A 13,056-nucleotide genomic window follows, 5' to 3' on the forward strand; every position below is an offset into this window, starting at 1 on the left:
GCTGCGTTTAAGCTTCGTCGCTGAACCAGCAAATATTGCGCGCGGCCATGATCAGCTCACCCGCTTTAACTTCATCCATTCCCTCGATATCCAGAAGATCATCAGTGCCTTGGTCAGCAAGATCTTCCAAAGTGCAGATGCCTTTCGCTGCAAGGCGGAACGCAAGGTCGCGATCCAAACCTTCAAGACCCAACAGATCTTCAGCCGGCTCAGCACCGTCAAGGATTTCTTCTTTCGCAAGCGCGATTGTGGTCAGCGCTTCTTTCGCACGGCTTCGCAGTTCTTCAACGGTATCTTCATCAAGACCATCAACCTCTAGAAGTTCTGCTGCAGGAACGTATGCAACTTCTTCTAGCGTGGTGAAGCCTTCTTGAACCAGCAGTGCTGCGAAATCTTCTTCGATATCCAAGTGCTTACTAAACAGTTCAATTGACTGGCCAGCTTCTTCTTGGTGTTTCTTCTGTAGATCTTCCACTGTCATTACGTTCAGCGTCCAACCAGTAAGTTGAGAGGCTAGACGAACGTTTTGACCGTTACGACCGATAGCTTGAGCCAAGTTATCAGCTTCTACAGCGATATCCATTGTGTGGGTATCTTCGTCAACGATGATAGATGCTACTTCTGCAGGTGCCATCGCGTTGATAACAAGTTGCGCTGGGTTATCGTCCCAAAGAACAATATCAATACGCTCGCCGCCAAGTTCACCCGAAACGGCTTGAACACGTGCACCACGCATACCTACACACGCACCTACAGGGTCGATACGCTTGTCGTTAGTTTTAACAGCAATCTTCGCACGAGAACCCGGATCGCGAGCCGCACCCATCACTTCGATCATTTCTTCGCCGATTTCTGGCACCTCAATGCGGAACAATTCGATCAGCATTTCTGGCTTAGAACGGGTCATGAATAACTGGAAGCCACGAGCTTCTGGACGCACAGCATACAGCAAACCGCGCACGCGGTCGCCTGGACGTAGGTTTTCACGTGGTAATTGATCGTCACGTTGGATTGCCGCTTCTGCATTGCTACCCAAATCAACGATAACCACTTCGCGGTTCACTTTCTTAACAATGCCCGTGATCAACTCACCTTCATTGTCCATGAACTGCTCAACCACTTGTGCACGCTCAGCTTCACGTACTTTTTGTACGATAACTTGTTTTGCAGTTTGTGTCGTAATACGGTCAAACGTTACTGACTCAATGTCATCTTCAACGTAATCGCCGACAGACATTGTTTCGTCTTCAAACTGTGCCGCTTCTAGCGTAATTTCGCGAGTAGGCTGAGTAACTTCTTCAACCACTTCCCAGCGACGAAGTGTTTCGAACTGACCGGTTTTGCGGTCGATTTCTACACGTACTTCGATTTCTGCTTCGTATTTTTTCTTTGTTGCCGTCGCCAGCGCTATTTCTAACGCTTCAAAAATGCGCTCACGTGGAACAGCTTTTTCGTTCGACACCGCCTCTACGACAGCCAAGATTTCTTTGTTCATGAACTAATGCCTCATTTAAATTTAAAATGAAGGAACCAGGTTAGCCTTGGCGATATTGCTCAGGGCGAACGCTTCTTCGTTTCCATCCACGTTGATGGTGACGGTCTCGCCGTCAACAGAAAGAATCAGCCCTTTCCATTTGCGACGGTTTTGCATCGCCATTTTCAACACTACGTTCACTTCGTGACCGATAAATTGCTGATAATGCGCGGCTTTAAATAGTGGTCTTTCCAACCCTGGTGATGAAACTTCCAAGTTGTAAGCAACGGTAATTGGATCTTCTACGTCCATCACAGCGCTAACCTGGCGGCTCACTTCGGCACAAGCATCAACAGTGATGCCGTTTTCATGATCAATAAAGATCCGCAGGGTTGAATGTTGTCCCGCACGAACAAACTCAAGCCCAACAAGCTCATAGTTCAATGCTTCAACAGGCGCTTCTAGCAATGCTACAAGCTGTTTTTCTAGTCCGGTCATACAAACCCCAGAAATAAAAAAAGGGCTTAAAAGCCCAGATATCCATCCGAATGGGTCATGTTCAGATAATAAAAAACCCCGAATTACGGGGTTTAATGCAACTGGACCCTGATGCCATGGTTTCCCATGGCCAACAACTGTTTTGGTCTCACTAAACAATTGTCGATAAAGTGGTTGCGGGGGCCGGATTTGAACCGACGACCTTCGGGTTATGAGCCCGACGAGCTACCAAACTGCTCCACCCCGCGTCCGATTGGCGATTATTATATCGTCGCCTCGCATTCTTTTTCAAGTACTGCGACCTTACTAAGTAAGGATTTTAAAATGGTGCCGAGAGCGGGACTTGAACCCGCATGCCTATACAGGCACTACCCCCTCAAGATAGCGTGTCTACCAATTTCACCACCTCGGCAAGCATTACTGCTTAATTCTTTTACTGAGGGATGTCGCTGTTGTTTTCAGCAGGGACATCCCTCGCCGGAGTTACTTGCTCACTGGCAGGTACACTCAGGTCTTCGTACTCGCTACCAACGGTTGCGTTTTGAGTACTCATGTTACCCAGCACTAGGCTAAGAACAAAAAATATTGTCGCGAAAATCGCGGTCATTCGGGTCAGAAAGTTTCCAGAGCCGCCAGAGCCAAATACTGTATTTGATGCCCCAGCCCCGAAAGAGGCTCCCATATCTGCGCCTTTACCTTGTTGAACCAGAACTAGGCCAATTACACCAAGCGCGGCCAACAGATAAATCACAAGTAGAATTTCGTACATGGGTTCCACCTATGTTCCAAATTGTTGAGCCAGCTGACTATTCAGTTCACTAGCGCAACTCCCATCATTGGGAGCGGAGGAATACTAACGAATGACGGCATACGAAACAAGAGAAAAATACAAAAAAGCGGTACTTTTCATCCCGTTTGCGCATCTTATAACCAAACAGACTCGCGTCCCTTCCGCTTTCCTTTTGTTATTAGCAGTTCGCTTTTACCGCATCTGCAATTTCAAGTGCATACGCTTGCACTTCATCAGCGTTTTCACCTTCAACCATGACACGGATTAATGGTTCAGTGCCAGATTTACGTAACAATACACGACCCGTGTCACCTAGCTTCTCTTCAACCGCTGCAGTCGCAGTCATCACTGCGTCTGATTGCAATGGATCGCTATCACCACTAAAACGAACATTCTCAAGGACTTGTGGGAACATGCTCATGCCATCACACAGATCTTTGAGTGTTAGACCTGTTCCAACAACACTTGCTAATACTTGCAACGCTGCAACGATAGCATCACCAGTGGTGACTTTATCAAGAAGGATAACGTGACCTGAGTTTTCTGCGCCGATCTTCCAATCGCTCTCAAGCAGTTTTTCCATGACGTAGCGGTCGCCAACTTTCGCGCGGGTAAACGGAATACCGAGTTTTTTCAGCGCCACTTCCATGCCCATATTGGTCATCAAAGTACCAACGACACCGCCTTTCAGTTCGCCTCGACGTAACGATTCACGCGCAATGATATAGGCAATTTGGTCGCCGTCTACTTTATTACCTTCATGGTCGACCATGATGATACGGTCACCATCACCATCAAACGCAATACCCAATACTGCGTTTTCTTCAACAACACGCTTTTGAAGTGCTCGAACATCGGTTGCACCCACTTCTGCGTTGATGTTTGTGCCGTTTGGCTCCACACCCATAGCAATGACATCAGCGCCCAGCTCAGAAAACACGGCAGGTGCAATGTGGTACGTCGCACCGTGTGCACAATCGATAACGATTTTAAGGCCTTTCAGGTTCATTTCTGACGGGAACGTGCCTTTACAAAACTCAATGTAACGGCCCGCAGCATCAACGATACGGCTTGCTTTACCCAGCTCTGCTGACTCAACACAAGTCAGTGGCTTTTCGAGTTCAGCTTCAATCGCAAGCTCAACCGCATCAGGCAATTTTGTGCCTTCTGATGAAAAGAATTTGATGCCGTTATCATAGTAAGGGTTATGCGATGCTGAGATAACAATCCCCGCTTCCGCGCGGAACGTTTGCGTTAAGTACGCAATGGCAGGCGTTGGCATTGGGCCTGTAAACGCAGCCTGAAGACCAGCAGCTGATAAGCCAGCTTCCAACGCAGATTCAAGCATGTAGCCAGAGATGCGTGTATCTTTGCCTATCAATACTTTCTTCGTGCCTTGCTGGCTCAGCACACGACCCGCAGCCCAACCTAATTTCAGCATAAAATCTGGAGTGATTGGGAACTGGCCAACTTTACCGCGTACACCGTCGGTGCCGAAGTATTTACGTTCTGTCATTGTGTATCTCCAAGTAGATCTGCTGCTTCTTGCATCATGCTGACAACACGAACCACATCTGCGGTTTCTTTTACGTCATGCACGCGAATGAGCTGAGCCCCTTTCAAAGCAGCAATGGTAGCGCAAGCTAAACTTCCCCCCAAAACATCGGCAGGGGGTTTATCCAATAATTTAAAAATCATAGACTTCCGTGACATACCCGCCAGTATCGGCAGTCCATGACGGTGAAACAATTCCAGCTTTGCTAACAGCTGGTAGTTATGTGTCAATGTTTTACCAAACCCAAACCCTGGGTCTAAAATCAGTTTTTCTTTGCCAATACCCATTGCCGCACAAGCTTCAATTCTTTCATTGAAGAAACCATGGATATCTTCAAAAATATCGTCATAGGTTGGATCAACCTGCATCGAACGAGGCTGCCCTTGCATGTGCATAATACATACTGGCACATCAGCCATGGCTGCCGCGTTAAGCGCCCCTGGCTCTTGAAGTGCACGCACATCATTGATTAGATTAGCACCTGCATTCACAGCTGCGGTCATTACTGCCGCTTTACTGGTATCAATTGAAATCCAGCAATCAAACCTTTCTCGAATAGCTTCTATCGCGGGAATAACCCTTGATAGTTCTTCATCCAGCGAAACATCTACCGCCCCAGGTCTCGTAGACTCACCACCAATATCCAATACCGACGCACCCGCACTGAGCATACTTTCTGCATGATAAAGCGCCGTATCGAGATGATTGAATTTACCGCCATCTGAAAAAGAATCAGGCGTGACGTTGAGGATACCCATAACTTTCGGGGAAGATAGATCGAGAAAGAATTCTTTGCTGGTCAGTATCATAGTTGGGCTTTGTTTGAGGCTAGAATTTGTCACTACCAAAAGAAAAACCCCGAGTAAGCCCGGGGTTTCTTTTAACTAAAATGCAATTACGCGTCCGGCTGATTATCAGGATCGACAGGCTTAGCGCTGGCGTCTGACGATGAAGGCTTTTCAGCTTCCACATCAGCATCTGCATCCGGTTTTTTCGGCGTATTGCCAGAATTATCTGGTTCAGCGCCCCAACCTGCAGGTTCACGAACTGGACGTCGCTCCATCAAATCATCGATTTGACCAGCATCAATCGTTTCATACTTCATCAGTGCATCTTTCATTGCATGCATGATATCCATATTTTCTTCGATAAGCTTGCGAGCACGTATGTAATTACGGTCTATCAATAAACGAATTTCGCTATCAATAAGACGCGCGGTCTCATCAGACATATGCTTAGATTTCGCGACGGAACGACCAAGGAAAACCTCACCTTCGTCTTCAGCGTACAACAGAGGTCCCAACTTATCTGAGAAGCCCCATTGCGTCACCATCTTGCGCGCGATATCTGTAGCACGTTCGATGTCATTCGACGCACCCGTTGAAACGTTCTCAACACCATAGATAATCTCTTCCGCTAGACGGCCACCGTACAAGCTCGAAATCATGGATTCTAGGTGTAGACGAGACATGCTCACACGATCTTGCTCAGGCAGATACATCGTGACACCCAGCGCTCGTCCGCGAGGAATGATAGACACTTTGTAAACCGGATCATGCTCAGGCACAAGTCGACCTACAACAGCGTGGCCCGCTTCGTGGTAGGCGGTCGATTCTTTGGTTTCTTCAGTCAGAACCATTGATTTGCGCTCAGCGCCCATCATGATTTTGTCTTTCGCCAGTTCGAATTCGATCATAGATACAACGCGCTTGTTACCACGTGCAGCAAACAATGCTGCTTCGTTGACCAAGTTCGCCAAGTCTGCGCCAGAGAATCCTGGGGTACCACGTGCGATAAGCGATGCTTCAACATCACCACCTAGTGGTACTTTACGCATGTGTACTTTAAGAATTTGCTCACGACCACGTACATCTGGCAAGCCAACAACAACCTGACGGTCAAAGCGGCCCGGACGCAACAAGGCAGGGTCAAGAACATCTGGACGGTTAGTCGCTGCGATAACGATGATACCTTCGTTACCTTCAAAGCCATCCATTTCAACCAGCATTTGGTTCAATGTTTGTTCACGTTCGTCGTGACCACCACCAAGACCCGCGCCACGTTGGCGACCTACGGCATCAATTTCATCGATAAAGATGATACATGGCGAGGCTTTCTTCGCTTGTTCGAACATGTCACGGACACGAGATGCGCCCACACCAACGAACATTTCAACGAAATCAGAACCAGAAATCGTAAAGAACGGTACTTTCGCTTCACCTGCAATGGCTTTCGCCAGCAAGGTTTTACCGGTACCAGGAGGACCTACCATCAAAACACCCGTTGGGATTTTACCACCGAGTTTTTGGAAACGACTTGGGTCGCGCAGGTAGTCAACCAGTTCTTTAACGTCTTCTTTCGCTTCGTCACAACCTGCGACATCCGCGAACGTTGTTTTAATCTGCTCTTCGCTCATCATACGTGCTTTCGATTTACCGAAAGACATCGCACCTTTGCCACCGCCGCCTTGCATCTGACGCATGAAGAAAATCCATACACCGATAAGCAGAAGCATTGGGAACCAAGAGATGAAGATAGACGCAAGAATGCTCGGCTCTTCAGGAGGCGTGCCACGAACCTGCACTTTATGACTGATCAGGTCATCAAGCAATTTAGGATCTTGGAGAACAGGCATGTAAGAGACATAATTCGTGCCATCACGACGCGTGACTTTCAGCTCGCGATTATCGAACTGTACTTCCTGTAATTTATCTTGCCCTATTTCTTGGACAAACGTTGTGTAGTCGACTTGACGGCCAGCACTGTCGCCAGGTCCAAAGCTTTGGAACACAGACATCAGCACAACAGCGATGACCAGCCATAAAATCAAGTTTTTTGCCATGTCACTCAAGGTGTTAGCCCCGCGAAAACTATAAGAATAATGGTAGAGTACTACAGTTTATAACCTGTAGCTACAATGTAGACTTCACGTGATCGAGCACGAGAAGAATCGGGTTTACGAATTTTTACTGCTTTAAACATTTTACGCACTTCAGCTAAATATTGATCAAAGCCTTCGCCTTGAAAAACTTTAACAATAAATGCGCCATTTGGTGCGAGAACTTCTCGACACATTTCCATCGCAAGTTCAACTAAGTACATTGCTTTGGGTTGATCTGATGCCAAATTACCACTCATATTTGGCGCCATGTCGGACATAACAACATCCACCATGTCAGGTTGAATACGATCTAATAACGCATTCAAGACTGCTTCTTCACGAAAGTCCCCTTGCAAGAAGCTTACTCCAGGCAGGGAATCCATAGGAAGGATGTCACATGCTATAACTTGACCGTTGTCACCAACTTGTTCTGCAGCGTACTGAGACCACCCACCTGGAGCGGCACCCAAATCAACCACAGTCATACCAGGTTTAAGCAGCTTATCTTTGCCTTGAATTTCATCTAGCTTAAAAATCGCACGTGAACGAAAGCCTTTTTTCTGGGCTTCTTGAACATATTTATCATCAAAATGCTCTTTCAACCAGCGGCCAGAACTCGCTGAGTGTTTCTTTTTGCTCATGTTTTACCTAGCCCACATTTACTGTCGTTAAATGTTAACGAACTGCTTAGGGGGATATTTGTTCAGTTTGTATAGATATGGCGGTAGAATGTCACGTTTTCAACCCCGATAAAACAACAAATCGAGTCAACATGAATCTAAGCACAAAACAAAAGCAGCATCTAAAAGGACTGGCACACTCTCTTAAACCTGTCGTATTGATGGGCGCCAACGGCCTAACAGAAGCAGTGCTTGCTGAGATTGAAATCGCTCTCGATCATCACGAGCTAATCAAGGTGAAAGTTGCATCAGAAGATCGCGACACTAAGAACTTGATTGTAGACGCAATTGTTCGTGAAACCAAGGCAGAGAAAGTACAGGTTATTGGTAAAACACTTGTACTGTACCGCCAGAGCGCAGAACGTAAAATAGAAATCCCACGCAAATAAAAAAAGGCCGCATCGCGGCCTTTTTTGTTTCTACGATAGTAACAACCGCTAACATTTTTTCGATTAAGCGTACGTTACGCTATCGATCTCGAATTCTTTCACGCCACCCGGCGTGGTGATTGACACTTCGTCGCCTGCTTCTTTGCCGATCAAACCACGTGCAATGGGTGAGTTGATGGAAATCAGGTTCTTCTTAATATCAGACTCGTCATCACCAACGATTTGGTAAGACAACTCTTCATCGGTATTAATGTCAATCAAGCCTACAGTTGAACCAAAGATCACTTTGCCATTGTTTGGCATCTTTGCGATGTCGATGACTTGAGCCACTGAAAGCTTGTATTCAATATCACGAATCTGCGCTTCACAAATACCTTGTTCTTCACGCGCTGCGTGATATTCAGCATTTTCTTTAAGATCGCCCAACTCACGAGCTTCACCGATCGCCTGAGTAATAATTGGACGACGTTTCAGCAGGCGGTCTAACTCTACACGAAGCTGCTGTTCGCCACGAACAGTCATGGGTACTTTATCCATAAATGACATTACCTCTGTCTCCAAAACCCTTGGTTTTGGCAATAACAAAGCCACGCCCATATACAATGATGAGCGCAGCAAACGAATATCTGTGTTTTCAGTGTAAACAACTTATCCCTGAAGGTCACCAATCATTTTTCGCCCCCTCAGAGCACACCAAGTACCCACTCCACAAGCAAGAGATACATACACAAATCAAACCAAAAAAACCAATCAAAGCTCACACAAACAAACGCTTAACAAGAGATTCGGCTCGCACAAAAAGATAAAAAAACATAAACGCTACAAATGTAACGGAACTTTAATGCAATATTTCAAGTCATTGAAAATATTGAATTAAAAACACAAGATCAACATAAAAAACAGTGTTTTAAATGTGTTTTTTGATTGTTTTACTAGCGGTCGTAAATCGTCAGCGGGTACAAACAATGCATCGAGATGGTTGGAGATACCATCAAGAAACTCAAAACCTTATAAAGGACAACGTAATGAATAAAACGTTTATCGCACTTGCTGTAGCTGCTCTAGCGTCTACCTCTGTTTCTGCTGCTGAAATTTTCAATGACGGTACTTCTTCTATGGCTATCGGCGGTCGTGCAGAAGCACGTGCGTCTATCAAAGATGGCGACATGAATGATGCAAGCCGCGTACGTATCAATGTTCTGGGTACCACTCAAATCTCAGAAGAAGCATACGGTGTTGGTTTCTTCGAACGTGAATTCAAATCAAACAAAGATAGCGACGAAAACCGTTACCTGTTCGCTGGTATCGGTACTGAGTACGGTCTAGTAACTTACGGTAAGAACGACGGTTCTCTGGGCATGATCACTGACTTCACTGATATCATGTCTTACCACGGCGCTGCTGCTAGCTCAAAAATCACTGTTGCTGACCGTACCGACAACAACATCGCGTACAAAGGTGAATTCGGTGGCCTAACGGTTAAAGCTAACTACGTTGGTAACAACGAAACTATCGACAAAGGTTACTCTCTAGGTGCGGTTTACGCGATGGAGAACGGTTTGGCTATGGGTCTAGGTTACGCTGACCAAGACAACCTAACCAAAACCACTGAAAGCCAAATCGAAGCAGCGGTTTCTTACACCATGGGCGACATCTACGTTGCTGCACTTTACAAAGACGGCGAAAGCAACGTTTCAGGCTCTGACAAAGATCTAACTGGTTACGAATTGGCAGCGGCTTACACCATGGGCCAAACCAAGTTCACTACCACTTACGGTAAAGCTGAAACTGAGTCAGACGACACTGCAGACTCTATCGCAATCGACGCGACCCACTACTTCAACGGTAACTTCCGCACTTACGCGTCTTACAACTTCAACCTGCTTGATGCAGATAAAGTTGGCAAAGCGAAGGCAGAAGACGAGCTAGTATTCGGTCTACGCTACGATTTCTAATCTGATTTCAGTTAAACACTGAATACAGAGACAAACGCCTACCTCCGTGTAGGCGTTTTTTGTACCATACTGGATCTGCCCTCTTCATTGGAGCCCACCATGGTGCGATGTTGCCTTCTTATTCTTTCCCTTTGCTTATCATTTCGTGCATCAGCGGTGCCTGTGAATACGCTTGAAGCCATGCTTCCTGCGGGCAGTCAACTCGCCCTCTCGGTTTACAACATCGACAGTAAACAGCAGATGGTTGCGCTGGATGATCAGATTCTACTTCCCCCTGCCAGTACTCAAAAAGTCGTCACCGCGCTCGCCTCTGCACTTTATCTTCCTAAAGACTTCACCTTCACTACACACGCATATCGCTCAGGTAAAGACGTTATTTTTTCATTCTCTGGCGACCCAACGTTAACGCGTAAAAACATCCAATCCTTACTGAAGGACATCAAGACAGCAGGGGTCACCCGTATCAATGGTGATGTGTGGCTAGATGGCAGCATTTTTACTGGTTATGAGCGCGCAGTCGGCTGGCCATGGGATATTCTGGGGGTCTGTTATAGCGCCCCATCCACTTCTATTGCTCTTGAGCGAAACTGTGTTCAGGGTTCGATTTACAGCGAAAAAGGAAAAACAACGACGCGTGTCTTTGTGCCAGAGCATCAACCTATTTCCGTCACCACTGATGCACTCGCTGTGACAAAAGACGAGATGAAAACAACACATTGCGACCTCGAACTGCACTACGAAAACAACAATAGCTACAAATTAACCGGTTGTTTACCCCACAGAAGCAAACCCTTACCACTTAAGTTCGCGGTTCAAAACCCTGAGAAATACATGCGCGATGTACTTTCAGCGGAGCTCAAAAAGGCAAGAATTGGTCTCACAGGACAAATCCGCATTGGTAACCCCATCAGCAATGCACCAAAACAACGCATCGCCACGCACACCTCGGCACCTCGCGACATATTGCTTAAGAAAATGCTCAAACGTTCAGACAACCTGATCGCAGACAATCTGTTAAAAACACTGGGGCATCAGTATTTCAACCAACCGGGCTCTTTCTCTAACGGCGCTGCAGCCGTGAAAGCCATCATGCAAGAACGTGCCAATATTGATTTAACCCACGCCGTAATCGTTGATGGCTCTGGGCTTTCAAGAAACAACCGTATGTCTGCAAAACAATTGATGGATGTCATCCACTACACCTACTCTCATCAAGATTTAGGTGTATTAGCGATGCTGCCAGTATCCGGCGTTGATGGCACGTTGAAGTATCGTAGTAGCGTGAGGAATGCGCCTTTGAAGCAAAGGTTAAAAGCCAAGTCTGGCTCGCTCTACGGGAGTTACAACTTAGCTGGCGTGATAAGAAATGATAAGGGGCAGGATGTGTTAGTGGTGCAATTGGTCACCAACTACCACATCCCTAAAACAGACGAGCGCCCAGCGACCCTCGCCAGCCCCATTACGCAATTTGAGCGCGAATTGTATCAAGCCTTGCTTACATCAAGTCTAACCACGCGTTAACTGTCATGAAATAAATCGCCATTCCGCTGATATCGACAACGGATGCCAATACAGGGCTCACAAGCACAGCGGGATCGAGGCGAAATTTCGTCGCAATGAGCGGGAGCACACCTCCAATGGTGGTGGACAACAGAACTTGTATGATCAGCGCAATGCCAATAGCCATAGCAATGTCATCTAGCGAAAAACCCGATGGCAGTGCGGCGCTGTCACTAAAGAGCATCACCCTTGCCATGATGACGGCAGCCAGTGCAAACGCGATGACGACCGCCACGCGTACTTCCTTCCACATGACGCGTAGCCAGTGAGACGGGCGCACTTCGTTCATTGCCATGGCGCGAACAACTAACGTGGCCGCTTGTGAGCCTGCATTCCCCCCCGCAGCCGCAACCACGGGCATATAAATCGCCAGTAAAATCAGCTGGCTGATCGAATCCTCGTAATGAGAAATGATCAGCCCCGATACAACGCCCAGTAACGCAAGACCAATGATCCAACCAATGCGCTGTCGGACATGTGACATGACTGAATTCGTTAGATAGTCCCCATCAGGCTCTACTTCAGAGTTAATCAAACCCAGCCCTGTCGCGATTTGCCTTACCCTAATCGCATCGCCAGTTTCAGCCAGATCATCAAGTAGCTTTCTGACCAAGCCCAACGGACAACAATTCAGTACACCAATCGCTTCAGCCACAGGCATTACAGACAGCAACCGAATTCTGTCTTCTCCACTGTGAATAAGAAACGCGTTTTTTGCTGCTTCAATTTCATGAGCAGCGACATGATTGTGCTGGTATTCCAGCAAGGTGGCATTCATTACCGCCATAGCGAACCTCCCGATTGGCTAGTGCCAGACATTATCTGGTGAGGGTAACGACCATGAAAATACGTGTTTCAACAGCATGTTGTTCTAGAGAAATAAAACAGCAAATGTTCGCGCACAGTGATTACTCACTACGCAAGATTGGAAACCTAAAGGTTTCTAGACGTATTTTCACTCAGAATATTGGGGAAGCACTGGGAATGGAAAAGCACAGATCATTCCGACCGGGCAGTCGAAATGTGAAAACACACTAATGTCACCGCCGGACTTGCTGGCCTCCCTGACAACTCGGAGGATGGTCGATAACGTTCATGGTTTTCTCCAAAAGTGCCGCAGTATTGCGACGGAGCAATACTACGCCTCTTTCACGCGATAAAAAACATTTACCCACGGTTAAATTGTGAAAATTTAATAACACGCCATGCGCTGATTTATCAGCAAAATACAACACGATATTGGCATTGCTTCCGTAAATAAATGGCACAAAAAA

12 protein-coding genes and 2 tRNA genes are annotated in these 13,056 nt (G+C 46.8%); 3 read left to right on the forward strand and 11 right to left on the reverse strand.

Annotation, left to right across the window (positions count from 1 at the left end; all coding sequences use genetic code 11):
- Positions 1 to 7 precede the first annotated feature (7 nt).
- The 9 genes from nusA to rlmE form a co-directional block, all read right to left on the reverse strand.
- Complete coding sequence (gene nusA, locus BM082_RS08630) at positions 8 to 1,495, reverse strand: transcription termination factor NusA (RefSeq protein WP_017008787.1); 1,488 nt, start codon at positions 1,493 to 1,495, stop codon at positions 8 to 10.
- A 21-nt stretch (positions 1,496 to 1,516) separates the two neighbouring features.
- On the reverse strand, positions 1,517 to 1,972 hold the full coding sequence (gene rimP, locus BM082_RS08635) for a ribosome maturation factor RimP (protein ID WP_026024477.1): 456 nt from the start codon (positions 1,970 to 1,972) through the stop codon (positions 1,517 to 1,519).
- Positions 1,973 to 2,143: 171 nt separating this feature from the next.
- A tRNA-Met gene (locus BM082_RS08640) sits at positions 2,144 to 2,220 on the reverse strand.
- Between the two features lie 77 nt (positions 2,221 to 2,297).
- Positions 2,298 to 2,384, reverse strand: a tRNA-Leu gene (locus BM082_RS08645).
- Positions 2,385 to 2,405: 21 nt separating this feature from the next.
- On the reverse strand, positions 2,406 to 2,741 hold the full coding sequence (gene secG, locus BM082_RS08650) for a preprotein translocase subunit SecG (protein ID WP_074926590.1): 336 nt from the start codon (positions 2,739 to 2,741) through the stop codon (positions 2,406 to 2,408).
- A gap of 199 nt (positions 2,742 to 2,940) precedes the next feature.
- Positions 2,941 to 4,278: a phosphoglucosamine mutase gene (gene glmM, locus BM082_RS08655; protein WP_017008785.1), complete on the reverse strand. Its 1,338-nt coding sequence runs from the start codon at positions 4,276 to 4,278 to the stop codon at positions 2,941 to 2,943.
- Positions 4,275 to 5,126, reverse strand: a complete 852-nt coding sequence (folP, locus tag BM082_RS08660) for a dihydropteroate synthase (protein ID WP_026024784.1) — start codon at positions 5,124 to 5,126, stop codon at positions 4,275 to 4,277. Before folP ends, glmM begins: the two co-directional genes overlap by 4 nt.
- Before the next feature lie 86 nt (positions 5,127 to 5,212).
- Positions 5,213 to 7,159, reverse strand: coding sequence for an ATP-dependent zinc metalloprotease FtsH (ftsH, locus tag BM082_RS08665; protein ID WP_017008783.1), 1,947 nt, complete (start codon positions 7,157 to 7,159; stop codon positions 5,213 to 5,215).
- 50 nt (positions 7,160 to 7,209) lie between these two features.
- Positions 7,210 to 7,839, reverse strand: coding sequence for a 23S rRNA (uridine(2552)-2'-O)-methyltransferase RlmE (gene rlmE, locus BM082_RS08670; RefSeq protein WP_017008782.1), 630 nt, complete (start codon positions 7,837 to 7,839; stop codon positions 7,210 to 7,212).
- Between the two features lie 131 nt (positions 7,840 to 7,970).
- Here rlmE and yhbY point away from each other — a divergent pair, with 131 nt between their 5' ends.
- Positions 7,971 to 8,267 (forward strand): ribosome assembly RNA-binding protein YhbY, encoded by a 297-nt coding sequence (gene yhbY, locus BM082_RS08675; protein WP_017008781.1) that lies wholly within the window; start codon positions 7,971 to 7,973, stop codon positions 8,265 to 8,267.
- 63 nt (positions 8,268 to 8,330) lie between these two features.
- Here the strand turns inward: yhbY and greA are convergent, their stop codons facing one another.
- Positions 8,331 to 8,804 carry a transcription elongation factor GreA gene (gene greA, locus BM082_RS08680; RefSeq protein ID WP_026024475.1) on the reverse strand — a complete coding sequence of 158 codons (474 nt, stop codon included), beginning with the start codon at positions 8,802 to 8,804 and terminating at the stop codon, positions 8,331 to 8,333.
- Between the two features lie 488 nt (positions 8,805 to 9,292).
- On the opposite strand from greA, the gene BM082_RS08685 reads away from it, so the two are divergent.
- Both BM082_RS08685 and dacB read left to right on the forward strand, forming a co-directional pair.
- On the forward strand, positions 9,293 to 10,222 hold the full coding sequence (locus BM082_RS08685) for a porin (protein ID WP_017008779.1): 930 nt from the start codon (positions 9,293 to 9,295) through the stop codon (positions 10,220 to 10,222).
- Positions 10,223 to 10,321: 99 nt separating this feature from the next.
- Positions 10,322 to 11,743: a serine-type D-Ala-D-Ala carboxypeptidase gene (dacB, locus tag BM082_RS08690; RefSeq protein WP_017012546.1), complete on the forward strand. Its 1,422-nt coding sequence runs from the start codon at positions 10,322 to 10,324 to the stop codon at positions 11,741 to 11,743.
- Here the strand turns inward: dacB and BM082_RS08695 are convergent.
- A complete protein-coding gene (locus BM082_RS08695; RefSeq protein WP_017012545.1) occupies positions 11,718 to 12,569 on the reverse strand; it encodes a magnesium transporter in 852 nt (283 codons plus the stop codon). The genes dacB and BM082_RS08695 overlap by 26 nt on opposite strands.
- Between the last annotated feature and the right edge of the window lie 487 nt (positions 12,570 to 13,056).

Source organism: Enterovibrio norvegicus DSM 15893 (assembly GCF_900115495.1).
GTDB classification, from domain to species: domain Bacteria; phylum Pseudomonadota; class Gammaproteobacteria; order Enterobacterales; family Vibrionaceae; genus Enterovibrio; species Enterovibrio norvegicus.

What these genes read in the sequence shown, in the direction of transcription:
- nusA (WP_017008787.1), bottom strand. Translation starts at nt 1,495, where the DNA reads ATGAACAAAGAAATCTTGGCTGTCGTAGAGGCGGTGTCGAACGAAAAA.
- rimP (WP_026024477.1), bottom strand. Translation starts at nt 1,972, where the DNA reads ATGACCGGACTAGAAAAACAGCTTGTAGCATTGCTAGAAGCGCCTGTT.
- secG (WP_074926590.1), bottom strand. Translation starts at nt 2,741, where the DNA reads ATGTACGAAATTCTACTTGTGATTTATCTGTTGGCCGCGCTTGGTGTA.
- glmM (WP_017008785.1), bottom strand. Translation starts at nt 4,278, where the DNA reads ATGACAGAACGTAAATACTTCGGCACCGACGGTGTACGCGGTAAAGTT.
- folP (WP_026024784.1), bottom strand. Translation starts at nt 5,126, where the DNA reads ATGATACTGACCAGCAAAGAATTCTTTCTCGATCTATCTTCCCCGAAA.
- ftsH (WP_017008783.1), bottom strand. Translation starts at nt 7,159, where the DNA reads ATGGCAAAAAACTTGATTTTATGGCTGGTCATCGCTGTTGTGCTGATG.
- rlmE (WP_017008782.1), bottom strand. Translation starts at nt 7,839, where the DNA reads ATGAGCAAAAAGAAACACTCAGCGAGTTCTGGCCGCTGGTTGAAAGAG.
- yhbY (WP_017008781.1), top strand. Translation starts at nt 7,971, where the DNA reads ATGAATCTAAGCACAAAACAAAAGCAGCATCTAAAAGGACTGGCACAC.
- greA (WP_026024475.1), bottom strand. Translation starts at nt 8,804, where the DNA reads ATGGATAAAGTACCCATGACTGTTCGTGGCGAACAGCAGCTTCGTGTA.
- BM082_RS08685 (WP_017008779.1), top strand. Translation starts at nt 9,293, where the DNA reads ATGAATAAAACGTTTATCGCACTTGCTGTAGCTGCTCTAGCGTCTACC.
- dacB (WP_017012546.1), top strand. Translation starts at nt 10,322, where the DNA reads ATGGTGCGATGTTGCCTTCTTATTCTTTCCCTTTGCTTATCATTTCGT.
- BM082_RS08695 (WP_017012545.1), bottom strand. Translation starts at nt 12,569, where the DNA reads ATGGCGGTAATGAATGCCACCTTGCTGGAATACCAGCACAATCATGTC.